The 23,217-nt window shown below is 38.5% G+C and carries 21 protein-coding genes and 1 tRNA gene; 10 read left to right on the forward strand and 12 right to left on the reverse strand.

Translation table 11 applies throughout. From position 1 onward, the window contains the following. Positions 1–2 precede the first annotated feature (2 nt). Positions 3–1,100, forward strand: a complete 1,098-nt coding sequence (locus tag GRFL_RS15345; RefSeq protein ID WP_083645430.1) for a hypothetical protein — start codon at positions 3–5, stop codon at positions 1,098–1,100. A gap of 72 nt (positions 1,101–1,172) precedes the next feature. On the opposite strand, the gene GRFL_RS15350 is transcribed toward GRFL_RS15345, so the two are convergent. Next, positions 1,173–1,463 (reverse strand): hypothetical protein, encoded by a 291-nt coding sequence (locus tag GRFL_RS15350; RefSeq protein ID WP_083645431.1) that lies wholly within the window; start codon positions 1,461–1,463, stop codon positions 1,173–1,175. Between the two features lie 687 nt (positions 1,464–2,150). On the opposite strand from GRFL_RS15350, the gene GRFL_RS15355 reads away from it, so the two are divergent. From GRFL_RS15355 to GRFL_RS15365, 3 genes are read left to right on the forward strand one after another with little or no spacing between them, the layout of a single operon-like run. Further along, positions 2,151–5,165, forward strand: coding sequence for a SusC/RagA family TonB-linked outer membrane protein (locus GRFL_RS15355; protein WP_083645432.1), 3,015 nt, complete (start codon positions 2,151–2,153; stop codon positions 5,163–5,165). A gap of 11 nt (positions 5,166–5,176) precedes the next feature. Beyond that, positions 5,177–6,583, forward strand: coding sequence for a RagB/SusD family nutrient uptake outer membrane protein (locus GRFL_RS15360; RefSeq protein WP_083645433.1), 1,407 nt, complete (start codon positions 5,177–5,179; stop codon positions 6,581–6,583). Between the two features lie 12 nt (positions 6,584–6,595). After that, complete coding sequence (locus tag GRFL_RS15365; RefSeq protein ID WP_083645434.1) at positions 6,596–9,430, forward strand: M16 family metallopeptidase; 2,835 nt, start codon at positions 6,596–6,598, stop codon at positions 9,428–9,430. Between the two features lie 51 nt (positions 9,431–9,481). Here GRFL_RS15365 and GRFL_RS15370 read toward each other — a convergent pair whose 3' ends face one another. From GRFL_RS15370 to GRFL_RS15390, 5 genes are all read right to left on the reverse strand, one after another. Next, positions 9,482–9,754: a DUF6520 family protein gene (locus GRFL_RS15370; RefSeq protein WP_139839255.1), complete on the reverse strand. Its 273-nt coding sequence runs from the start codon at positions 9,752–9,754 to the stop codon at positions 9,482–9,484. Positions 9,755–9,837: 83 nt separating this feature from the next. Further along, on the reverse strand, positions 9,838–10,269 hold the full coding sequence (locus GRFL_RS15375) for a MauE/DoxX family redox-associated membrane protein (protein ID WP_083645436.1): 432 nt from the start codon (positions 10,267–10,269) through the stop codon (positions 9,838–9,840). Positions 10,270–10,364: 95 nt separating this feature from the next. Further along, positions 10,365–11,261: a helix-turn-helix domain-containing protein gene (locus GRFL_RS15380; protein WP_083645437.1), complete on the reverse strand. Its 897-nt coding sequence runs from the start codon at positions 11,259–11,261 to the stop codon at positions 10,365–10,367. A gap of 11 nt (positions 11,262–11,272) precedes the next feature. Next, positions 11,273–11,647 carry a DUF7793 family protein gene (locus GRFL_RS15385; RefSeq protein WP_083645438.1) on the reverse strand — a complete coding sequence of 125 codons (375 nt, stop codon included), beginning with the start codon at positions 11,645–11,647 and terminating at the stop codon, positions 11,273–11,275. Positions 11,648–12,300: 653 nt separating this feature from the next. Further along, positions 12,301–12,374, reverse strand: a tRNA-Met gene (locus GRFL_RS15390). 190 nt (positions 12,375–12,564) lie between these two features. Between GRFL_RS15390 and GRFL_RS15395 the strand changes: the two genes are divergently transcribed. Further along, on the forward strand, positions 12,565–12,951 hold the full coding sequence (locus tag GRFL_RS15395; protein WP_083645439.1) for an START-like domain-containing protein: 387 nt from the start codon (positions 12,565–12,567) through the stop codon (positions 12,949–12,951). 51 nt (positions 12,952–13,002) lie between these two features. Continuing rightward, positions 13,003–13,848: an aminotransferase class IV gene (locus GRFL_RS15400; protein WP_083645440.1), complete on the forward strand. Its 846-nt coding sequence runs from the start codon at positions 13,003–13,005 to the stop codon at positions 13,846–13,848. Position 13,849: 1 nt separating this feature from the next. Here the strand turns inward: GRFL_RS15400 and GRFL_RS15405 are convergent, their stop codons facing one another. The 5 genes from GRFL_RS15405 to GRFL_RS15425 all read right to left on the reverse strand — a co-directional run bounded on the left by GRFL_RS15405 (position 13,850) and on the right by GRFL_RS15425 (position 18,374). After that, positions 13,850–14,410 carry a YqgE/AlgH family protein gene (locus GRFL_RS15405; RefSeq protein WP_083645441.1) on the reverse strand — a complete coding sequence of 187 codons (561 nt, stop codon included), beginning with the start codon at positions 14,408–14,410 and terminating at the stop codon, positions 13,850–13,852. 120 nt (positions 14,411–14,530) lie between these two features. Further along, positions 14,531–14,803 carry an HU family DNA-binding protein gene (locus tag GRFL_RS15410; protein ID WP_083645442.1) on the reverse strand — a complete coding sequence of 91 codons (273 nt, stop codon included), beginning with the start codon at positions 14,801–14,803 and terminating at the stop codon, positions 14,531–14,533. Between the two features lie 186 nt (positions 14,804–14,989). Continuing rightward, on the reverse strand, positions 14,990–15,937 hold the full coding sequence (fmt, locus tag GRFL_RS15415; RefSeq protein ID WP_083645443.1) for a methionyl-tRNA formyltransferase: 948 nt from the start codon (positions 15,935–15,937) through the stop codon (positions 14,990–14,992). Then, complete coding sequence (locus GRFL_RS15420; protein ID WP_083645444.1) at positions 15,924–17,834, reverse strand: RecQ family ATP-dependent DNA helicase; 1,911 nt, start codon at positions 17,832–17,834, stop codon at positions 15,924–15,926. Before GRFL_RS15420 ends, fmt begins: the two co-directional genes overlap by 14 nt. Before the next feature lie 6 nt (positions 17,835–17,840). Beyond that, positions 17,841–18,374, reverse strand: coding sequence for an AAA family ATPase (locus tag GRFL_RS15425; RefSeq protein ID WP_083645445.1), 534 nt, complete (start codon positions 18,372–18,374; stop codon positions 17,841–17,843). Positions 18,375–18,455: 81 nt separating this feature from the next. Between GRFL_RS15425 and GRFL_RS15430 the strand changes: the two genes are divergently transcribed. The 3 genes from GRFL_RS15430 (at position 18,456) to murA (ending at position 20,812) form a co-directional block, all read left to right on the forward strand. Then, on the forward strand, positions 18,456–18,749 hold the full coding sequence (locus GRFL_RS15430; protein WP_083645446.1) for a DUF493 family protein: 294 nt from the start codon (positions 18,456–18,458) through the stop codon (positions 18,747–18,749). Positions 18,750–18,846: 97 nt separating this feature from the next. Further along, a complete protein-coding gene (locus GRFL_RS15435; RefSeq protein WP_083645447.1) occupies positions 18,847–19,485 on the forward strand; it encodes a DUF4290 domain-containing protein in 639 nt (212 codons plus the stop codon). Positions 19,486–19,498: 13 nt separating this feature from the next. Then, positions 19,499–20,812 (forward strand): UDP-N-acetylglucosamine 1-carboxyvinyltransferase, encoded by a 1,314-nt coding sequence (gene murA / locus GRFL_RS15440; RefSeq protein ID WP_083645448.1) that lies wholly within the window; start codon positions 19,499–19,501, stop codon positions 20,810–20,812. A gap of 74 nt (positions 20,813–20,886) precedes the next feature. On the opposite strand, the gene GRFL_RS15445 is transcribed toward murA, so the two are convergent. Then, on the reverse strand, positions 20,887–22,350 hold the full coding sequence (locus tag GRFL_RS15445; protein ID WP_083645449.1) for a nicotinate-nucleotide adenylyltransferase: 1,464 nt from the start codon (positions 22,348–22,350) through the stop codon (positions 20,887–20,889). A 104-nt stretch (positions 22,351–22,454) separates the two neighbouring features. Between GRFL_RS15445 and GRFL_RS15450 the strand changes: the two genes are divergently transcribed. Then, the gene (locus GRFL_RS15450) at positions 22,455–23,216 is read left to right on the forward strand and encodes an MBL fold metallo-hydrolase (RefSeq protein ID WP_083645450.1); all 762 of its coding nucleotides are present in this window, start codon (positions 22,455–22,457) and stop codon (positions 23,214–23,216) included. Position 23,217 lies beyond the last annotated feature (1 nt).

Genomic DNA, 23,217 nt, shown 5'->3' on the forward strand with positions numbered 1-23,217 from the left:
AAATGACAAAATTTAACACCGTAGATCCGGCATTTAAAATTAAAGTGGCCCTTGATACACAGTTATTAGCTTATTTAATTGATGACAGTTATCCAAGTTTTACAAGATTCTATGAATGCTTAAAAAATTCACCCTTTGTGGATATAGTTTGTTCTCGTTTTGTTACGTTCGAATATATAGGAATTAGAAAATTAGAACATTATTTGCGTAAACTATATAGTTCAACTAATGGAAAAATGAACTTTAGTTCAGCGCTAAAATACCGTAACGAATTTAAAGCGCCAGAATTAGATTATGAGCAATGTTATGAATCCATAAAATTAGATATTGAAGCGGAACTTACAAAACTCAACGATGATTATGGCATCCAGTATGAGGACAATATATTGCATCAAGGCTTATGGCATCCACATCAAGAATTATTGTTGTCCTCACGTATTTCTAAAGAAGACTGTTTAGTTCTACTATCAAGTATTTTTCCCCAGGATATGGTTAGAGAATCGCATTCAGTTTTTTTAACAAATGACAATCAATTTTATAAATCTTTTTGTGGAAAAAAAGGCTATAGAATGCAAGCCATTGATGAAGTATTTGATAATAATGGTCTGGTAAAACCTGAAACATTTAATATTAAAAAAATTAGCGCTCAAAACTCTGAAGTATTCAATCTAACCGAAACAATTGAAGATGATAAAGTAGATAATTTAGCGCTGAATTTTATCTTTGATCAAATTTGTATCAAAAATGAAAATTTAATTTTAGGTAAAACAATTAAATGTGATTGTAGTAAGAACTTAAAAAAAACCATGCTGTGTTTTGAATTACTAGAAAATATTGAATTACCGGAAAAACTTTACACAGCAATTCTTTATAGGAATGATAAAGAACTTGATTTATATATTCATCATACTTCATTTAAGGACTTCCATAACGTGACTAGAATTGAAGAATTTCCTTACGTTGGAAATGGTAATTTATCATCCCGCCTTATAACATTGCTTATAAAAGCTAAAGATAGCTCGCCGATAGATGAAAACTTAATGACTTTATTAACAGCAAAGGATAACGTTATATTCGTTCATCCTGATAATTCAATTTAATATTTATCGGAGTTGCCCTTTGTAGTATTTCAAAAAAATTAAAGAGTTCAGCATTAAATTTTCTAAACCAAATCATTTTCCGTCTAGCTTCCGATAGTAATCTTCAAAGTTAAAATCTATATCTAATAACTTAGCTGGAGAAACCCGCAAACCGATTGCAATATCTATCAAAGTCGTAAGTTGACAATCTATATTATTATTAGCAACATCACTTATACGTGCAGAGGTAGTGTTACATTTTTCCGATATCACATTATAAGGAGTATCTCCTTTTAAATCTTTCAATCTTCTAGCTATAAGAGCTTTTATTTCTTCTGTTTTGTTATCCTTCATGATCAGGTTTTCTGCAATTTGAAGGATCATTAGAAAATTTTTATTACCGCATTCGGTAATATTTAAATTATATTATTATATTTGGTTAATATTAATATTTTTGCGAAACTTCTTAAAGTAAAATATTAGAAGCATTCGCTTTGAATCTCGGATTGAAAACTGGTAATTTTTAAGGAACGAGATGATAAGTGTAAATGCTCACGACCCGGGCGTGGGCTTACTTGTCGTTCCAAGGTATACCAGTACCACAATCCGATAAGTTGAGTAACCACGCCTTTTTTTATGCGGTAACTTTTCTTTTTCAAAGCTTTTGTTTCTTCACAGAAGCTCGCATTCATTAACTAAATAAAAAAATTTATTAATGGCCAGGGTGGCCGGCACTTTTATAAGTGTATTCATTAATTCCTGTAAACGGGACAGGGAATTTTACAATCCCGTGGGTTACTGCAGGGACCCTATTCCAGGCAGTAGTTGGGTGGGAAGCCTGCATTCCTCCAGTTGGGAAAGCGTGGCTGGGTATATAATATCAGGATAACAGGATGCTTTTTTTGCTCCAAAAATTTGTATTAGTCAGTTAAAAAAATGCTTAAAAGAAAAGAAAGATGAACACTCGTTTTGGCGGGTAAAAGCGAGAAAGCCTTCCCTTGAGATTGCAGTCCAACAGGGAAGGCCTAAGCTTAAATAAAACTAATGTTTCATTTTAACTACCGTAAAATTATGAAAAATTTTTACAGGCGGGGCATGATCCTTATCATGTTCCTGTTAGCCATGGGCTTATTGGTAATTTTAGCCATGTCCCAGGCCAAGGCGGCAACGCCGTCATTTAAAATTCCTGCCCATTTCCAGCAGCAAGTTTCAGGGAAAGTAACCGGCCCTACGGGTAAACCGCTTCAAGGAGTAAGTGTTTTTATCAAAGATAAACCTATAGGGGTGGTCACCAATGAAGAAGGAGAATATAATGTCCAGACAGCCAGTGGCGATACACTCGTTTTTAGCTATTTCGGGTTTAAATCCCAAGAAATACCGGTAGGTAATCAAACCCTTATTAATATCTCGTTACAAGAAGACGTATCCTCGCTGGATGAGGTCCAGATCAATGCCGGGTATTACAATACCACGGCCAGGAAGAGTACGGGTAACATTTCACGTGTTAAGGCAGAAGAAATCGATAACCAGCCGGTGATAAGCCCGTTACAGGCTTTGCAGGGAAGAGTGGCAGGTCTCGAAGTGAGCGATCCCAACGGGATTCCGGGCGTGGCACCTGTAGTTCGCATCAGGGGACAGAATAGCCTGCGAAACTCCCTAGGTGATAATGGGAACCTTCCTCTATATATCATAGACGGTATGCCGGTGAATTCAGGACCGGTGAACTCCATTAACCAGTTTATTGCAGGTACAGGCACAGATCCTTTAAGCGGTCTCAACCTTTCAAATATTGAGAGTATCGAGATCCTAAAGGATGCCGACGCTACAGCTATATATGGCTCTCGGGGTGCAAACGGAGTTATTTTAATTACCACAAAAGGAGGAAAGTTTACCGGTGGAAAAGATAGGGTTGAAGCAAGGGTTTATAGCGGAGTGAGCAGTGTCTCTAATTTTGTAGATCTTTTAGATACGCCCAGGTACCTGGAACTTAGAAGACAGGCCTTTGAAAATGACGGCGTGGAGCCAACAGCTTCCAATGCAGGGGATCTTTTGGTGTGGGACCAGGATCGAAATACCGACTGGCAGGACGTACTATTCGGAAATTCGGCTCCCACATTTAATGCAAACTTAAATTATTCAGGTGGCGGGGAGAATACTTCCTTTAAAATAGGAGCTTCTTACTTTAAACAGGGTAGTGTATTCCCGGGAGATTATTCTTTCGAAAAGAAAACAGTGAATGTTTCGTTTAATCGGCAGTCAGAAAATAGGAAATTCCGTTTTAATTTTTCAGCCAATTACGGGATCAATGATAATGATCTTTTCAGTAGTAATAACTTCGTTAGTACAGCGCTTAATTTACCACCCAATGCACCTGAATTATACCAGGAGGATGGGAGTTTAAACTGGGAAAATTCAACCTGGCAAAATCCGTTAGCCTCTTTACAGGGTGATGGCAGATCACTTTCAAATAATTTAATCGCTAACCTGGGATTGCAATACGAGCTATTTGAAGGCTTGACTCTTAAAGCTAATTTGGGATATACTTTTCTTAACAGTAGGGAAGATATTTTACTTCCCAGGGAAATTTATGACCCGGCTGCCTGGAATTTCGTATCCAATCGTTCCCAGCATTCCTTTGTAAATAGAAGATCCTGGATAGCAGAACCTCAGTTGGTTTATAATAAAAGCATTGGTAATAATAATTTAGATGTCCTTATTGGCACCACTTTCCAGGAAAATGAAGATTCAAATCATATAATTAATGCCACAGGGTATGCCAACAATCACCTGATTGGTAACCTGGATGCAGCAGATGCCTTAAGCATAGGTAAAGACCAAACCCAGGAGTATAAATATCAGGCTGTTTTTGCACGTTTGGGCTATAACTGGAAGGAAACCTATTTCCTTAACTTAACAGGAAGAAGGGACGGGTCTTCACGTTTTGGACCCAGCAACCGGTTTGCCAATTTTGGCGCTATAGGAGGGGCCTGGATATTCTCAAACAGTCAATTTGTACAGGACCATCTTCGCTTCTTAAGTTTTGGAAAACTTAGGGGAAGCTATGGTGTCACGGGAAATGATCAAATAGGTGATTATCGCTACCTGGAGACCTATCAGTCTACTCCCGGGCCCGGAGGCTTATACCCGGTGCGGCTTACCAATCCGTTCTTTTCATGGGAAACTAATAAAAAGATCGAGGCGGCCGTGGAACTTGGTTTCCTGAAAGACCGAATAAATTTAAACCTGAGCTGGTATAGGAACAGATCTTCAAACCAGCTTGTGGGGTATAATCTTCCTGCTATCACAGGTTTTAATACTGTGGAGGCAAATCTACCGGCCACGGTCCAGAATACAGGTTTGGAGATTGAATTTTCCACATTGAATATGCAAACGGATGCGTTTCAATGGAGAAGTTCTTTCAATCTTACGCTGCCTTCGAATAAATTAATCAGGTTTGATGATCTTGAAGAAAGTGCTTATGCCAATGCATATAGAATAGGCAAGCCGTTAAATCTTGCGAATGTTTATGAGTTTGAAGGGATAGACCCGGAAACAGGGTTTTTTCAGGTTCGCGATGTGAACGAAGATGGGCGATACGATTTTGACGACCGGGTAATTTCAAAAGATCTGGGAAGAGAATATTATGGAGGTTTTAATAATCAGTTTAACTACAAAGGCTTTTCCCTGAACTTTTTACTTGAATTTGTCAAACAACAGGGCAGGCGATATTATAGAGGAGTGCCGGGCTTTTTAGGAAATGTTAACCAGGGAAGTGTTGATGGAAGAGACGGCTTTATACAAAGGCCAACTCAGTCAATTACAGGTTTTATCGCTTATAATAATGCCATGTCCAGTGATTATGGTATTGTAGATGCTTCCTATGTGCGATTAAAAACTCTTTCTTTGGGATACCAGCTTCCTAAATCTATTCTACAAAATACTTCATTAACAGGCATACAATTCTTCCTGCACGGTCAAAATCTTTTAACGATAACAGATTATGAGGGTCTCGACCCGCAAAGTCCGGGATCATTAGCCCTTCCTGTACTTCAAAGTATCACGGGTGGAATACAAATAAATTTATAAACCATACAATTATGAAAATCAATAAAATAGTAGGGGGACTCATCCTTTTTGCAGGTATTCTCTTTATGAGTTCATGCGAAGACTTTTTAGAAGTTGACACTCCCAATTACATGTTAGACAGTAAGGCTGTCTTTACAAATGACGAGACAGCTAAAACAGCATTGCAGGGGATGTTTAACCAGTTATTCAATACCAGCTTTGCCAACGGGGGTAGTCAATCGGTTAGTTTTCTTGGAGCACTTTCAGCGGATACTTATTCATTAACTACCATTACCCAGGATCTGGTGGAATTTCACCAGAACCAGCTATCTCCCGGAAATAGTTCGAATCTCACTTTATGGGCTGGAGCTTATAATATTATTTACCAGGCAAATGCCTTGTTAAATGGGGTAGAAGGAAATAATTCATTAAATGAGGAAATAATAAGTGAAATTGAAGGAAGCGCTAAATTTGTACGTGCCTTCACTTACTTTTACCTTATAAATCTTTATGGAGAAGTGCCCTTAATCCTGGACACTAACTATGAAGAAAACTCAATTGCTTCCAGAACTTCGACAGAAGTCATTCGTAGTCAAATATTAAATGATTTAGAAGATTCAGCATTGCTGCTAAATGAAGATTATCCCGCGAATGAACGTACCCGGGTGAATCGATTTGCAGTTTTCGCATTACTGGCAAAAGTGCATTTGTACTTAGGCAACTGGCAGGAGGCCGAGAGCTATAGCACAGGGGTGATAGAGGCTTCTTCTCGCTATGAACTTCTGGAAAATCTTAACGAAGTCTTTTTAGCCAATAGTCGTGAGGCCATCTGGCAAATATCTCCAATAGGCTGGGGCAATAGTTTTACCCATACCCGTGATGGCAATTTATTGACTAAAACTCCAACTTCTTATAACCTAGTAATGCTATCAGAAAGCTTAGTGGATATATTTTCAAAAGAAGAAGATGCACGATACGAAAGCTGGATTAATCCTTTTGCGGCTGAGAGTGATACTCTCTACTATCCTAATAAATATAAGATCCAATATGATGCTTCCGGCGGCCCCATTGCAGAGTATTCCATGGTACTTCGCGTTGCCGAGCAATACTTAATCCGTGCCGAGGCAAGAGCAAGAATGGAAAATTTATCAGGTGCCATAGAGGATTTAAATAAAATAAAATCCAGGGCAGGTATAGCGACTATTGAATCGACAGAGAACATAACAGCAATGGAACTGATTGCTGAAGTCTTATTAGAAAGAAGAAGAGAGCTATTTAGTGAATGGGGGCACCGATGGTTTGATTTACATCGATTCGGGGAAACTGAAGTTTTAGAAGACAAAGAGAATTCACAGTGGACGGTATCCGCAAATCTTTTTCCCATTCCTTTTGAAGAACGAACAAAAAATCCAAACCTCACCCAGAACCCCGGCTATTAACATCCTTTAAATATGAAAAAAATAAATATAATCCTGTTTATATTTTTGACTCAGTTTCTTACAGCACAGGAGATTGAAGATGGTAATAATATTGATCTTACAAGCAGTGAAATTAGGACTGGACAATTGGAAAATGGTTTTCGCTATTTCATCAAACCAATAGAGGGGAACGAGGAAAAAATTCATGTTGACTTGATAGTTAGGGCAGGTTCCCGCCAGGAAGATGAAGATCAGTATAACTTAGCTCATTTGTTAGAGCACCTATCTTTTATGGCCACTGAAAATTTTCCTGATTTAAGATATAATCCTGATTTTTATTCACAACTTAATATGAAACCGCAGGATCTGAGGGCGACGATAGGCGGAGAAAAGGCATACTACAGTTTTCGTTATCCAAAGGAGGTGACTAAAGCCCTTGATACGGCACTTTCAATTTATCATGATATCGCTTCCGGAAAAATTTTATTTAAAGAGGAGGCAGTCGAGGGGGAGCGGAAAGCCATTTATCAAGAGAAAATTGATTCGAGGGATCCTGGTATGGTGTACCCTGAATGGAAAATATTTTATTATTTAACGGGGTGCAATGATGCTCCTCATCCAAAAGATACAAAAGCTGCAATCATGAATTCTTCAACGGCAGCATTAAAACGATATTATCATGACTGGTACAGGCCCAATCTTATGGGTCTGGTAGTAATAGGAAATATGGAGAACGTTGATCAAATTGAAAAGAAAATCAAGGAAAAATTTGAAGATCTTGCAGTTAGAGGAGAGGTCAGGCCAAGAAAAGACTGTGACCAAAATTACCTTGATAGTCCGGGGAAATTTATTATTCAGCCATCAACTTCTATAGTCACTAAAGAGTTGGTACCAAAAACCAGTATTCAATTTTATTTTCGTAATCCTGATATTTACTTTGAAGATTTTAAACTTGAAGAAAATGATCTGCTGTGGGAACTCCTGTCTGCCATGATAGATAAAAGATTGAAGAATGAACAATTGGAGTATGGTGTAGATTATTCTACCACAATCTTCCCTGATGGAGACCTGTCCGCAATAAGATTAGTCATCAAATCCAGAGATTCCTTTGAAGAAGTGGTTCGTAAAGTTTACAGTGTGCTAGCAGGAATTTCCAAATATGGATTTAAGAATGATGAATGGGAATTCATAGTAGGTAATAAAATTGAATATTTAAAGGAGTTGGATCATAATTCGATGGCCGCGTGGGCTGAGGCACTAGAAAAAATAATAGTAGAAGATGAGTCATTGTCCACTAGTAGAAACCTTAGCCAAATTGAGTTTTTAAAAAATCTGAAATTAGAAACAATCAACAATTTAATTAGTTCAAATAACTGGCATCCTACCGATATAGCTATTATTCTACCGGAGAACATAGATAGAAATTTGTTTACGCGACCCAGGATTGAGAAATGGATTGATGATGGGTTAGAGAACCCGGTTCAATATAAGCCAATAACAGCCCCATTTCAATTAATGTCTCCAGACCAAGTTTCGAGTTTGGATGAAGCTAAAATTTTAGACAGAACGTTTGGGGAGTATAATGAAGACATTATTGTACTGGAGAACGGCTTAAAAATCATTTTTAAAGATCTAGAACCTGAGAAAGGTAGATACAAAGATAAAATAATGGTCCACGGGTTCAGTCCTTATGGAGCTGACTGTCTTGATTCAAAGAAAATAGAAACCATGATTTCCCCGCTCATTATCCATAATTCTGGTGCTGGGGACTATAATAAGTTCGAAGTTGAAAAATTACTTTCCAAGACGAGTTTTCCTTTTGGGATTGTAGATTATATAGATCCAGATGAGACAGGTGTAAAGGCCGAAGTCATCAGCGAGGATATGGAATTATTACTTCAATTGATTTATCTCTCTTTCACCAGCCCGCGATTTGATAAAGATGCATTTGAAGACTGGAAACTGGAAGAGGAGCGAAGCTCAAGGAGAAGTTTAAACCCTAACTATGATTTTCTTGATTTTATTAATAGGGAAAATAATATTCTACAAATTCCACGAGGTGGAAAACGTTTCCAGCATAGCCTACAGGTTAATTATAGAAATGCTTATAGGAAATACAAAGCCTTACATACTAATGCGAGAGATTTCACTTTTATAATAACTGGAGACTTTAAAAAGAAAGATATTCTGCCTATGCTTCAAAAGTATTTGGGCAATCTTCCAAATACAAAGAATTCTATGCAATGCCCGGAATCGCAAGAAAGTAAAATGAGCTCCACGACATCGAATACCAAATTGAGACATTTTCAAATACCTTATAAAGTAGATAATCATTTATTGTCTATTCAATTTAAAAGTAAATTAAAATCGAGAGATTTTAGAGAAGAGGTGCAAATAGAATTATTAAAACAAGCTCTGGATCTTAAATCAAAAGGATTGCGTTTCAACAAAAATCTTGGTATTTATTTTTCGGCAGGAACTGCCAACGTAGATTTTGAAAATAACACCGTTCGGTTTCAAATTTTACTGGATAGTAATAAAGAAGATTTTGAAAAAGCCCTTAAGGGAAGTAAGGATTACTTCCATGACTTAAGAACAGAACTTGTCTCAGAGAACTTCTTGCGAACCGTTAAGAACTCGGCTTATCTTCCTAAATGGGGAGCTAGATATAAAAATACAAATTTAGCCGTGCAGAGAAGGCTTTATGATCATTATAGACATGATCTGGATAAAGCCGAAATAGAAGAAGTAGAACAATATCTTAACCAGTTTAGTGCTAATGATTTAAAAAAGACAGCCTTGAAATATTTAAGAGAGGAAGACCGGTTAATTTTAACTGGCAATTCTGATAAAACCTTAAAATTATAAATAGCTAAAAAAAGCCCCGGGTAAATACCGGGGCTACCTTTCTAAGAATATTTATTCGGAAAGAATATATACTCCGCTACCATCTTTTTTTGGTGTCTGTAAATCAGAGGTTGTATATACCTGATGAATTGTTCCAAGATCATCGGTGAAGCTCACCTTACAGAGTTCCTGGGTGCCTGAATTACAGGGGTCAGTTTGGAGTTGATATGGCATATTATTCCTTTCAACCCAGCCATTAGACTGTACATCTGCCTTATTAGCAAAGGCCAGTCCTACTGCCATTACCAATGCCATTACTGGCATTAAGGATTTAAAAATTTTCATGATAATACAATTTTAATTAAACAATGTGCCTGTTCCAATTTGGTGTCCAGGCGTTCTATCCTAGCATTGCGCAATACTATTTCTTAAAAAGCTTTATGTCTATTGGATTCTAAATACATGCCCATCGCACCTAATAACAAAAAGCCAATATTAAATATCAAATGCTCGTTCCATGTGAGATCATTTATAATTCCTCCACAGGAGCAGGGTATTTCCTGGCTAAATAGTAATATCCCTGCTATGTAGATGGTAAAAAGAAGCATTAGAATAAAGGCTAAATAAATACCTGTTTTCCGGTATGATTTGCTTATCAAAAGCCCGGCTGTGGTCAATTCTAATACCGGTAGGAGTACGGAAATCAATTGCGCCTGAATCTCTCCACGTATAACCGGGCTATTTAATAATCTGTCATAGAATGTTTGGTAATCTATTAATTTGAAAAGAGCTGCATATAGGAATAATACTATAAATGCATATCGGGTAAACTCTCTTATAAATTCCTTCCAACCAATCATTTTCTTTTCTCTTTATCATGAAGTAAAATTGGAGAATAAAACTTGTCGAAAGCGAACAATTTGTTATCAAAAAAGGAGGAATTTTACTAGTTAACTTATTTTTTATAAGTTCTTGGTGAAATTCCCGTGATGATTTTAAAAGTTTTTGAAAATTGAGGGTAGGTAGAAAATCCCATTTTTTCTGCTATCTCGGTTAAGAATAAATCTGTATTAGCGATAAGGATTTTACTACGTTCAATTCGTTTCTCCCTGTGGAGTTGAAAAGGAGTTAATCCATATACTTCTTTAAAGCCTACCTTTATTTTATGCTCGTTAGTATTGAAAAGTGAAGCTAAATCGTAGTAAGAAATTAATGGCTTTTCAAGATGATTCTCTATATAAGAATGTATATCCTGAAAAAGTTGCTGATCCCAAATTGAAATAGTATCATTAGATTTAATTTCTGGAACATTGAAAAGGTTGTTCTGCTCCAAATTGGGTTGGGAAGAATAAACCAAATAAAACTCAGACTTTTTGCAAGTAACTTTTGCTATTACCGAATGTAGACTAAACTGTAATGATTTTTGAAATGAATAATTCAGGGGAAGAATTAAAAACCATTGTTTTTTGTCTTTAAGATTAATAATACTTTTACTCCACTGATTTTTGGACTCCTCGGTAAGAAAGGCTGAAAATTTTTCTCCCTCAGGTAAATTTTCAAATTTTTCTTTAAGATATTCCATTTCAGATTGAAAGTGAACAATCCTGTAATCTGAATCCAGTAGGAAACATGCTGTTTGAATCTTTACAAATTCACGATCCTTATTAAGCCAAAGGAACTGATTTCTATTCTTTTTTAATTTCTGAACGGTTAAGTTTAAAAGAAGCATCAGACCTTCCAACTCATCATGACGATTGGTGCATTCTATTTGAAAGTCAAAATTTCCTTTAGCCATTTCGAGAAGCATTCGATAAATGGCCTGGAGGCTTTCTCTATTGAACTCACGATCCATGATATTTTCATTTATTTTTTCTTTTGTTTCTTTTTCAGAAAATTTAAAGCCTGAAATTTATTTTCGAAAACTGCTGTTGGGATTTCCTGTTTATGAGTTTCTACATAAAATTTACTGAGTAGAAAGGAGCGCGGATTTTTGGTGAGAAAAGCTAATGCTTTGATAAGGAGACTACCTTCTCTTGAGAGATACTCTAATGTTTCAATGTTTGATTTTAAAATTCCACTAGGATCACATAGAACCGGGAATGCTTTATTCTTTTGAAGTCCCATGCGGTCTGACACCACTCTCTTAGCTTCTTTCAGATTTAAAATGAGATTAGGTTTATATTCAAGAAAAAGAATATTGTCCTTAATCCAAATTCGTGCATACCTGTTTTCGAACATTATTTTAAATCTTAGAGGTTGATCGTATAAATCAGATTATTAATTGAAATTAGTTATATGGTAAAACCCACTAATTGTCTATTACCAGTTTAATGTAGGCAAAGGTTCTATAAACAATTAGTACCTAGAGCCAAAATCCTTGTCTTAATAATGTAATTTGAAGTTAAATATTTTTGATAAGGAATAGATTTAAATGAAATTCATGAATTTAGGCTTAAGCATTAATGATTTTTTTTGGAACTAAGAGGAAATTATTCTGTATCTAAAATACTATGTCCATTAGAATAGAATGATCATTTTGTGTACTGCAGTTCGATCACCTAGAAATTCGATATACCCTTATTCACTTGCCTATTATAATTTAAGAAAGCGGCAAGGGGAGGAGGATTGAAAAAAAATAAATGATACTTTTCGCTTCAGCAACTTTTTACACAAGTATAGATTAAATGAATAGGTGAGAAAGATGGATAATTTTGTTTCAGAAAAAATTTATCCATTCATGACATTTTTTTCTAGAATTAAATTTGATAGAAAATGAAATTAAAGCGCACCAGACTAAATTAACGGTAAGAAATTTGACCATTCTGTACTTATTCTGTACTAAGTGAAAAAAACAAAGGCTCTCGATTTCTCGAAAGCCTTGATTTTACTAGTAGCGAGACCGAGATTTGAACTCGGGACCTCCGGGTTATGAATCCGACGCTCTAACCAACTGAGCTACCTCGCCATAACTTTCATTAAGAAACCTGAAATTCGCTCAGGCCTTGATTCACGTACGCTTTCGGCTTTTTGTGAATGCGGGTGCAAATATAAAATTAATTTATTTTGACACAAATATTATTTTGAGAAATATTTATTTTGATTTCTTTTAATCTTTCCAATTAATATCTATATTGCCCGAAACTAATTAATCAAAAATGGAAGAAAAGGTAAAATACGAAATGGAGTTTCCTATCCAGGCCTCTCCTTCATTACTCTACCAATATATCTCAACACCCTCGGGTTTAAGCGAGTGGTATGCCGATAATGTTAATTCCCGAGGGGAATTTTTCACTTTTATATGGGAAGGAAGTGAAGAAAAAGCAAAGCTGGTTAGCAAAAAGAGCGATGAAAGAATCAAATTTAAATGGGTTGATGAAGAAGACACTCCTTATTTTTTTGAACTTCGTATCCAGGTTGATGATATTACCAAAGACGTATCGTTAATGATTACCGATTTTGCCGAAGAAGATGAAATTGAGGAAGGAAAAATGTTATGGGATAACATGATATCCGATTTAAAACAGATCCTTGGATCGGTTTAAAAATCCTAATAGAAATAGTAAATTAGCCCCTCCAAAAAAGGGGCTTTTTTTATGATCAATATTAACGGACAGCTTTTAGAGAACGAGCAGGCGCATCTTACAGTTACCAATAGAGGCTTTGCCTATGGAGATTCAGTTTTTGAAACCATCAGGGTCATCAATGGCAAAATCGTATTCTGGGAAGATCACTATTTTCGGCTTATGGCCTCAATGCGGATCATGAGAATGGAAATTCCCTCAAATTTCTCTCCCGAATTTCTGGAACAGGAAATTCTTAAGATAGTGGAAAGAAATCAACTTTCAGATAAAACTGCACGGGTAAAACTTTCAGTTTACAGGAATGAGGGAGGTTTTTATACTCCTGAAACGCGGGAAGTGGGGTATGTCATCGCTGCAACACCTATGAAAACCCCGTTTTATGTTCTGAGCGAAGATTTTTATGAGATCGAACTCTTTAAAGATCATTATGTCACCAGCGGTTTGCTTTCTACGATTAAATCGAACAACAGGGCGATCAATGTACTTGGAAGTATCTATGCGAAAGAAAATGATTATCAGAACTGTTTACTGATCAATGAAAAAAAGAATGTCGTGGAAGCGCTTAACGGAAATTTATTTCTGATCAAGGGGCAAAGCATTAAAACACCTCCTTTGGCAGAAGGTGCCCTAAATGGCATTATTCGAAAGCAGGTTTTAGAAATTCTGAAGAAATCTGAAGATTACAAAATTGAGGAAGATTCTATCTCACCGTTTGAATTACAAAAAGCTGACGAATTATTTATAACCAACGTAGCTGTAGGAATTCAACCGGTACATAAATACCGTAAGAAAGAATTTCAGGTAAAGGTTGCAAAGGAAATAATAGGAAAGCTCAACGCTAAAGCCAGACTCGCCTAAATTAATTGTAGGATGGGTTTTCTGGTGAGTTAGACCAAAGCATGTATTCACCGCCCAATTCCAGCATCATCTCTTTCCAGAAGGAATTATATGGTTTCTCTAAAAGACTGGTGTGGTCTTCATTTTTGGTCACAACCCAGGAATGCGAATTCAGCTCTTCTTCTAACTGGTTGGCATCCCAACCGGAATAACCTAAAAAGAATTTAATCTGCGTTTCATCGATTTGTGCATCGGCAATCAGGTCGATCACTGCTTCAAAATTACCACCCCAGTAAATACCATTAGCAATCTCAATGCTATCTGGAATAAGATCTGGAATTTTATGAATGAAGTACAGATTATCCTGTTCTACGGGGCCACCGTTATAAACACTGAAATCACCCTGAATATCAGGAATAAGATCTTTGAGTGAAAAATCGAGAATTTTATTTAAGATAAATCCTACAGATCCATTTTCCGAATGATCGGCAAGCAACACCACGGAACGATTGAAAGAAACGTCACCTATGATAGAAGGTTCCGCTACTAAGAGGTGGCCTTTGGTAGGTTTTAACGCGATCATTGCAGCAGTCTTTTTAACTAAACTAAAAATTTCATTCAAATAATGCAATATTGTTGCAGAAATTTTAAATAAAAAAAGCCTTTCCGGAGAAAGGCTTTGATTTTTTACGAATGCAGATTCTTAATTTACAGCTTTTTGTAAATCAGCTCCGGCTTTAAACTTCACTACATTTTTAGCAGCAATTTTGATAGTTTTTCCGGTTTGTGGGTTTCTTCCTTCACGTGCTGCTCTTTTAGATACAGACCATGATCCAAATCCTACTAGAGATACTCTATCTCCTTTTTTAAGAGACTTCTCGATGTTTTCAAGGAAAGATTCTAATGCTTTTTTAGCTGCTGCTTTAGAAATTCCAGCGTTCTCAGCCATTGCGTCGATTAAATCTGTTTTGTTCATAATTTGAATTTTAAAATTAATTGTTGGTTAAACATTCTGTTAAACTGGTATACAAATTTATACGGAATTCTCGGCCACGCAAGTACTGGCAAGGGAAATGCCCGTATTTGTTGATAACTTCAGTTATTTGTTAATAAAGATAATTGTTTTTTATTAAAATGCAACGAAATCAGTGTTAATAAGGCTTCAGCGCATTTTTGCGTCACTCGCGAAATTGAATCCGTTCAAAAGCGATTTACTATCCATTTTTCGCTTTCCGGGTAACTGAATTTCCTTTACGATAACATACCCGTTTTTAGCTGCGACTTTAATTTGTTGAGCATTTACGTTAACTGATCCGGCGGGAGAATGGTGTTCCTGGTACATCTTGCCCACTCCAAATATCTTTACCCGTAACTCGTCGGTAGAATTTTCGAGGTAGCACCACGCTCCGGGATATGGGTTGAGTCCCCGGATGTGGTTATAGATATGATCTACGGTATCATTCCAGTCTATTTTTGTGTTTTCAGGATTTAATTTTGGAGCGGGAAGGAGCTCACCAGTTTCCTTTTGTTGCTGGGTTTCTAACTTGTTTTTGGCAATTTGCTGAAGCGTTTTTACGACCAGCCCGGCACCAATTTCCTGTAAACGATCATGAAGCTCACCCACGGTTTCTTCCGGATGAATTTTTGTTTCTTTCTGAAGGATGATATTTCCTGTGTCAATCTTTTCGTCGATAAAAAAAGTTGTTACACCGGTTTTCTTTTCACCGTTGATCACGGCCCAATTAATAGGTGCCGCACCGCGATATTGTGGTAGTAAGGAGGCATGTAAATTAAAAGTTCCATATTTCGGAAGTTTCCAGACGCTCTCGGGAAGCATCCTGAAAGCAACCACCACACTCACATCAATATCAAGGCTTTTCAGCTCTTCTAAAAATTCTTCAGATTTCAGGTTGGTGGGTTGGAGTATGTTCAATCCGTGTTTTGAAGCGTAGGTTTTTACAGCACTCTCATTTATTTTCCTACCTCTTCCGGCAGGCCTGTCTGGAGCGGTTACCACGCCCACCACATTCATTTTTTCTTTAAGGATAGCATCCAGGCTTTGCACCGCGAAATCAGGTGTGCCCATAAAAAGGATTCTAAGATTTTTCATTTTTGGTCAATTCGTATTTATTCGATGCTTGCTTTGTGAGAATGTCTTTTTCCAAAAGCAAACCTATTACTTTTAAAACAGATTCTTCTGGAAATGCTGATTTATCTACCAGTTCCCGGGAGCTCGCAGGGCCTTGTTTCAATCTATTCTTTATTTCCAGATAAATATTGTTCATGATCTCCCGGTTCCAATTCTTCGGGTCTTTTAAGCAAATATGGCATTTCCCGCATGGCTCAGGTTTTTTCTCATCAAAATATCTCAACAACTGTAGCTGCCGGCATTCGCGGTCATTTTTTACAAATTCAAGTACCTGCGCGATCTTTTCTTTTTTTGAGTCATTATAAGACCTGATGAATTTGGAAAAAGGGTTTAAAGTAGCATCATCTTCTCGCGGTTGTAAAAGGGTGATGACCATATCGTGCCGGGAAATATTGAAATCTAGAATATCCTGTTTTTGCAATTCCTCCAGTAAAACCTGCACATTTTCTTCCGAAATTTGAGCTTTATCGCTGATCATTCCCAGGCTCACCGGTATTTCATTCTCAAAGATTCCCCCGTAATTCCGTAGAAGGGCTTTCAATAAGTGATCGTATTTGGGGTTTTGATCCATGAAAAATTCCAGTTTCCCACCGGAAATAAGAATATGAATAAAAGATTTTTTATGATAGTTTGCCGTAAGCCGGAGAATTCCGGCTCGATCCATCAGCTGCAGTGCATTGTAGGTCTTCTGAAAATGAAAACGATACTGGTTACAAAATTCTGAAAAGTTCAGGTCATAATCTGTTTGTGAACCTTCTCCATAAGCAATACTAAAAAACGCCATCAGTTTTTTGTAAACCAGTTTCACTTCGTTGAGATCTGGCAAATTATGCAAGAACTGGTTTTTTAATACCGGAATATCACCATCATTTGTTAAAAGGATTGCTTTGGAAGGTTGCCCGTCGCGGCCGGCTCTTCCGGCTTCCTGGAAATACGCCTCCAGACTTTCCGGGAGGTCCCAGTGAACCACGCAACCCACATTTGCCTTATCGATTCCCATCCCAAAAGCAGTAGTGGCCACCATGACTCTTTTTTCCTCGCTTAGCCATTGCTGGAATCGCTTCTGTTTCACTTCGTTTTTCAGTCCACCGTGATAGGTAGCTGCAGGGATTCCCTGTTTATTCAGGAAGCGGGCTATTTCTTCCGTAGCATTTCTGCTGCGCACATAAACAATAGAAGATAGTTTATGAACCAGTTTGGTTAGGCGATGGTATTTATCTTCCGTTTTTACCACTTCATACAGCAGATTTTTGCGCTCGAAGCTGCTCCGATGAATCTGCGGATCTTTCAGCTGTAATTGCTCACAGATATCCAGCGCGACTTTTTGGGTTGCAGTAGCGGTAAATGCTGCAAAAGTAACTTCAGGAAGCACTTCTCTCAAAAGATCAATTTCGCGATAAGCAGGCCGGAAATCGTGGCCCCACTGGGAAATACAATGTGCCTCATCAATAGCGATGAGACTGATGTTCATTTGTTTCAGACGTTCCAAAATGAGCTCCTGCTGAAGCCGTTCCGGAGACAGGTACAGAAATTTATAATTGCCAAATACACAATTATCCAGTTCTCGAATAAGATCATCTGGCGAAATCCCACCAATGAGCGCTTTAGCCTTGATATTTTTTTGCTGGAGATGCATAACCTGGTCTTCCATCAATGAGACCAGGGGCGAAACCACCAGGCAAAGTCCCTCACGCATCATGGTTGGCACCTGAAAGCAGATTGATTTTCCGCCACCGGTGGGGAACAGGGTTAGGCTGTCACGATTGTGCAGGATGCTGGAAATCACTTCCCATTGCATTGGCCTGAACTCGTCGTGACCCCAGTATTTTCTAAGTATTTCTAAAGCTTCATCCTGCAATGCAGTCTAAATATTATTCAAAATGAATTCTGTACGTTCCTGAACGCTAGTTTTAGGAACTTCTACAGGTTTATAGCCGTATCGCTCGTAGGTTTTATAAAGATAAGTTGAAATTCGCTTGGCTTCTTCAAAATTCTCATAACGTTCGTTGTCACTTTGGTAAATTTCTTTCCACGGTGGCAAAATGAAAACTTTGTCATACTGGTTTTCCAGGCAGGTTTCATCGAACATGCTGGGGTAATGCGTATCGAAATAATCCATATATGCCGTCACATCTGGCAGCCCGCGATCGATGAATATATGATCGGAATCTATTAAATCTGCCTCTTTGAACTGGTTCAGCCTGCCTTCAAGTAACTTTTCGCTGAATAGTAGGGGTTTTACCAGGAATAATTGTTCAATTCCTTCTTTTTGAGCCTGTAAGGTGACTTCCCTGGATACTTCATGCAAGCATTTTTCTCCTCTCGCTTCCAGGTCATGGATGATGGAAGACTTGCCGGTACCGGGGCCACCGGTAATTACGATTTTCTTTGCTTTCACGCGGCAAATTTCGGCAATTGAATTTGATTATAAAAATGCGATGATTCCTTGTATCTTTGCTCAAAAAGAAGGAAGAGCGAAATGAGCACGACAAACGATCCCGAAGAATTTTACGCCAAATTAAAGAAACAGCTACAGGACACAGCGATGTGGCCATCAGAATATCTTTACAAATTTATCGTTCCTACACAAGAGGATAAGATTCAGCAAATAGAAGATATTTTTGATAACCTGGGAGCCGTGATCGAAACCAAGCAATCTAAAAACGGGAAATACACCAGTGTTTCCATCAATGTGCGGATGAAGAACCCGGATGCGGTAATCGCGAAATATAAGGAAGTAGCCGAAAAAGTGGAGGGCGTGATTTCCCTTTAAAATTCAGAAGCTGCTTTTTTGCAGTTCTTGCATTTAATTTAGTATTTTGCAATCAGGAGAAAATTCTTCATAATTATCACCCTAATTAATTTCAATTTTGACAAACGCATTAGAATATAACTCTGAGAGGAGTGCGCTTATCATACCGGAATACGGTCGACATCTTCAGAAAATGGTCGAACATGCCGTAAGTATCGAAGATGATAAAGAGCGTAATAAAGTGGCACAATCCATCATCGCGGTAATGGGAAATATGAACCCACACCTGCGGGATGTGCCCGATTTTCAGCATAAACTATGGGATCAGTTATTCATCATCAGTGATTTCAAACTGGATGTGGATAGCCCTTTCCCAAAACCAACCCGGGAATTACTGGCTGAACGACCAGACAGGCTGGATTACCCTGAAAATAATGCTAAATATCGTTTCTACGGAAACAATATTAAAAGAATGATTGACGAGGTGAAAGACTGGGAAGAAGGACCTCTGAAAGAGGCTATCGTTCTTAGTATTGGTAACCACATGAAGAAATCTTACCTGAACTGGAACAGGGATTCGGTTGATGATAAAGTGATCTTTGATCACCTGAAAGATCTTAGCAATGGCAAGTTGAACCTGAAAAATGTGGATGAAGATCTCAGTGAAGCTGCAGACCTTGTTCGTGGTGGCAAAAGAAAATATACCAAAAACAACAATTCAAAAAAAGGCGGTCGTCGCGGCCGTAAACGTCATTAAACCTCACTAATTAATGGGAACATTTCAGATTGAAGGAGGGCACAGGCTCAGCGGGGAGATCATTCCGCAGGGAGCCAAGAACGAAGCCCTTCAAATTCTTTGTGCCGTTTTATTAACCGACGAAAAAGTCCAGATCAATAACATCCCAGACATCATTGATGTCAATAAACTCATCAACCTCCTGCGCAATTTGGGCGTAAAGGTGGAGAAAATCGGGAAAGGGAGTTACTCGTTCCAGAGCGATGACCTGAATATGGACTATCTGAGCAGCGAGCAGTTCAAAAAAGATGGTGGAGGCCTTCGAGGTTCCATCATGATCGTGGGGCCGCTTTTAGGGCGCTTCGGAAAAGGTTATATCCCAAAACCCGGAGGGGATAAGATCGGCCGAAGGAGACTGGATACCCATTTTGAAGGTTTCATGAAACTGGGTGCCGATTTTCGTTACAACCGGGAAGAACGATTTTATGGTGTTGAAGCACCTAATGGATTAAAAGGAGATTTCATGTTGCTGGAAGAAGCTTCAGTAACGGGAACCGCTAATATCGTGATGGCCGCTGTGCTGGCTGAAGGAACAACAAGCATCTACAATGCCGCCTGCGAACCCTATCTTCAGCAGCTTTGCAATATGCTGAATGCTATGGGAGCAAAAATCAGCGGAGTAGGTTCAAACCTTTTGACCATCGAAGGGGTTAAAAAACTGGGAGGCTGTGAACACCGTATCCTGCCTGATATGATTGAAATTGGTTCCTGGATCGGCCTGGCTGCGATGACCCAAAGTGATATTACTATTAAAGATGTTCGGTGGGATATGCTGGGTATCATTCCCACAACTTTTGCAAAACTCGGAATAAAACTGGAGAGAGTAGGAGATGACATTCATATTCCTGCGCATACCAACGGATATGAGGTGCAAAGTTTTATTGATGGTTCCATTATGAACATTAGTGACGCTCCATGGCCAGGGTTTACTCCTGATCTTTTAAGTATCATGTTGGTGGTGGCTACTCAGGCAAGAGGTAGCGTACTCATTCACCAGAAAATGTTCGAAAGCAGGTTGTTCTTCGTGGATAAGCTAATCGATATGGGTGCCAAGATCATTCTATGCGATCCACACCGTGCAACTGTGATTGGCCATGATTTTAAATCACAATTAAAGGCCACTACGATGACTTCTCCGGATATTCGTGCGGGTGTAAGTTTATTGATCGCTGCACTTTCCGCAAAAGGGACTTCTACGATTCACAATATCGAACAAATTGATCGCGGATATGAAAATATTGAAGGTAGGCTGAAAGCTATTGGAGCAAAAATTCAACGACTGGACTAGTTAATTTCCAAATGATGAAACATAAAAAAAGCTGTTCGTTCGAACAGCTTTTTTAGTTTTCTGTATATAGTATATTACACTTTCTCAGTGTCTGCTTTCTTTTTGTTTTCCTGGTAGTGAAACAGGTTCTTTTCCTTGATCATTTTCGTGGTTTTCTCCGGAAGCATATCTTCCCAACCATCTTTTCCTTCGGTGATCATTTTCAGGACTTCTCTGGAATACACGTCCAGGATTTCCGGGTTGTAGTTCTTAATATCTTCAACCCGACCATTGTATTTGAAGAATTTGTATAATTCTTTCATTCGTGGATGAACTTTAAGCCCGTCGCTATCGATAATTTCTCCGGTATCTGGATCTTTCAGCGGATACAGGTACACTTTCAGGTCTTTGAAGAATAATTTTCCAAAAGCCTCCAGAATTCCGCCGCTCAGGTGGCGGTAGTATTTCTCATCGAATACGTCAACCAGATTCTGGACACCCATGGTTAAGCCCATTCGCTGTTTCGAATATCTGCTGAAATATTCTACCACGCGATAATATTCCTGGAAATTGGAGATCATAACGGTTTGGCCAAGGGAACACAGCAATTCTGCCCGGTCCATAAAGTCTCTTTCGTCAATTTCCCCTTCTGCACGAAGGTTGGAAAGGGTAATTTCAAAAATGATCTCAGTAGTTTCTTCGGAAACCTTACTTTCTTTAAAGAACAATTCTTTCGAACGTTCATACATATCCATATTCACTTTGGTCACGGGGCGGAAACTTCCGCGGAGCGCCAAAATGTTCTTTTTGTAAAGTATTTTCGCCGGAAGCACGTTGTTTCCGTCAGGTCCAAACATCACCGCCTCGGTCATACCATTTTTAACCAGTTGCAGACTCATGAGCCTGTTATCTACATTTTCAAATCTCGGTCCTGAGAAATTGATGGTGTCGATCTCGATCTGGTCCTTATCGATATGATCATAGAGATAGCGAAGTAATTTTTTGGGGTTGTCATATTTGTAATAGGCGCCGTAGATCAGGTTTACGCCAAGAATCCCAAGCGTGTTCTGTTGGTGTCTGGCGTCATTTTCATGAAAACGAACATGAAGAATGATTTCGTTATAATCTTCTTTAGGATCTACCTGGTACCTGATTCCAACCCAGCCATGACCTTTGTATTTTTTGGCAAAATCAATGGTTGCAACGGTATTGGCGTAGGTAAAAAAGAGTTTGTTTGGGTGTTTATCGCGGGAAATTCGCTCTTCGATTAGTTTGGTTTCGTGTGCCAGCATTTTTTTTAGTCTGGACTCGGTCACGTAACGGCGATCATCCTCAACTCCATAGATCGCATCACTAAAATCCTTATCGTAGGCGCTCATTGCCTTTGCAATCGTGCCTGATGCGCCACCAGCACGGAAAAAGTTTCTCACCGTTTCCTGTCCTGCACCAATTTCAGAAAACGTCCCGTAGATATTTTCGTTCAGATTGATGCGAAGGGCTTTACTGTTTATGGAAGGAACATTTTCAAATTCCTTATCGCCCATTATGGTGATTGGCATAATTTTTCTTTTAGATGAACATTGCTTTTTGTGTATGTCAAAAGTACTAAAAGCGGGAGGTATACAAAAAAATATGCCTACTTTTGTGCTAAAAATAACATCGTTTGGAAGTAAGGTTTTTAGGCACAGGCACATCGCAGGGAATCCCGATTATCGGAAGTGATCACCCGGTATGCCAAAGCGACGACCCCAAAGACAAACGCCTGCGTGTTTCGGTACTCGTCACGTGGAATCATAAGAACATTTTAATAGATTGTGGCCCCGATTTCAGGCAGCAAATGCTGGCCGCGAATGTGCGGCACCTCGATGCCATCCTATACACACACGAACACAACGATCATACCGCCGGTTTAGATGACATCAGGCCATTTTTCTTTCGTCAGGGAGATATTCCTATTTATGCCCGCGAAAGTGTCCTGAAAGCTCTTCGGAAGCGTTTTGATTATATATTCACTACAGAAAATAAATATCCCGGAGCTCCGGGAGTGCAGGAAAACCTGATTTCCAACGAACCTTTTTCCTTTCACGGTTTAACGATCACTCCGGTGGAATTCATGCATAACCGTTTGCCGGTATTTGGCTACCGAATGGAAGATTTTGCTTACCTCACAGATATCAAAAGTATTTCTCCTTCAGAAACTGAAAAGTTGCAGGATTTGAAGGTTTTGGTCGTTAGTGCACTCAGAATTGAGCCGCATCACTCGCATTTTAACCTGGAAGAAGCCCTGGAATTCATTGAATTGGTGCAACCTCAAAAAGCTTATCTAACACATATCAGCCATCTGCTGGGCTTTCACGAAGAAGTTGAAAAACAGCTTCCTGAAAATGTCCACCTGGCTTACGATAATTTAAAAATCACGATATAAT

The sequence above is a fragment of the Christiangramia flava JLT2011 genome (assembly GCF_001951155.1).
In the GTDB taxonomy this organism is placed as follows: Bacteria; Bacteroidota; Bacteroidia; order Flavobacteriales; family Flavobacteriaceae; genus Christiangramia; species Christiangramia flava.

Coding starts and splice junctions, on each gene's coding strand:
- GRFL_RS15345 (WP_083645430.1), top strand. CDS start 3: ATGACAAAATTTAACACCGTAGATCCGGCATTTAAAATTAAAGTGGCC.
- GRFL_RS15350 (WP_083645431.1), bottom strand. CDS start 1,463: ATGATCCTTCAAATTGCAGAAAACCTGATCATGAAGGATAACAAAACA.
- GRFL_RS15355 (WP_083645432.1), top strand. CDS start 2,151: ATGAAAAATTTTTACAGGCGGGGCATGATCCTTATCATGTTCCTGTTA.
- GRFL_RS15360 (WP_083645433.1), top strand. CDS start 5,177: ATGAAAATCAATAAAATAGTAGGGGGACTCATCCTTTTTGCAGGTATT.
- GRFL_RS15365 (WP_083645434.1), top strand. CDS start 6,596: ATGAAAAAAATAAATATAATCCTGTTTATATTTTTGACTCAGTTTCTT.
- GRFL_RS15370 (WP_139839255.1), bottom strand. CDS start 9,754: ATGAAAATTTTTAAATCCTTAATGCCAGTAATGGCATTGGTAATGGCA.
- GRFL_RS15375 (WP_083645436.1), bottom strand. CDS start 10,269: ATGATTGGTTGGAAGGAATTTATAAGAGAGTTTACCCGATATGCATTT.
- GRFL_RS15380 (WP_083645437.1), bottom strand. CDS start 11,261: ATGGATCGTGAGTTCAATAGAGAAAGCCTCCAGGCCATTTATCGAATG.
- GRFL_RS15385 (WP_083645438.1), bottom strand. CDS start 11,647: ATGTTCGAAAACAGGTATGCACGAATTTGGATTAAGGACAATATTCTT.
- GRFL_RS15395 (WP_083645439.1), top strand. CDS start 12,565: ATGGAAGAAAAGGTAAAATACGAAATGGAGTTTCCTATCCAGGCCTCT.
- GRFL_RS15400 (WP_083645440.1), top strand. CDS start 13,003: ATGATCAATATTAACGGACAGCTTTTAGAGAACGAGCAGGCGCATCTT.
- GRFL_RS15405 (WP_083645441.1), bottom strand. CDS start 14,410: ATGATCGCGTTAAAACCTACCAAAGGCCACCTCTTAGTAGCGGAACCT.
- GRFL_RS15410 (WP_083645442.1), bottom strand. CDS start 14,803: ATGAACAAAACAGATTTAATCGACGCAATGGCTGAGAACGCTGGAATT.
- fmt (WP_083645443.1), bottom strand. CDS start 15,937: ATGAAAAATCTTAGAATCCTTTTTATGGGCACACCTGATTTCGCGGTG.
- GRFL_RS15430 (WP_083645446.1), top strand. CDS start 18,456: ATGAGCACGACAAACGATCCCGAAGAATTTTACGCCAAATTAAAGAAA.
- murA (WP_083645448.1), top strand. CDS start 19,499: ATGGGAACATTTCAGATTGAAGGAGGGCACAGGCTCAGCGGGGAGATC.
- GRFL_RS15445 (WP_083645449.1), bottom strand. CDS start 22,350: ATGCCAATCACCATAATGGGCGATAAGGAATTTGAAAATGTTCCTTCC.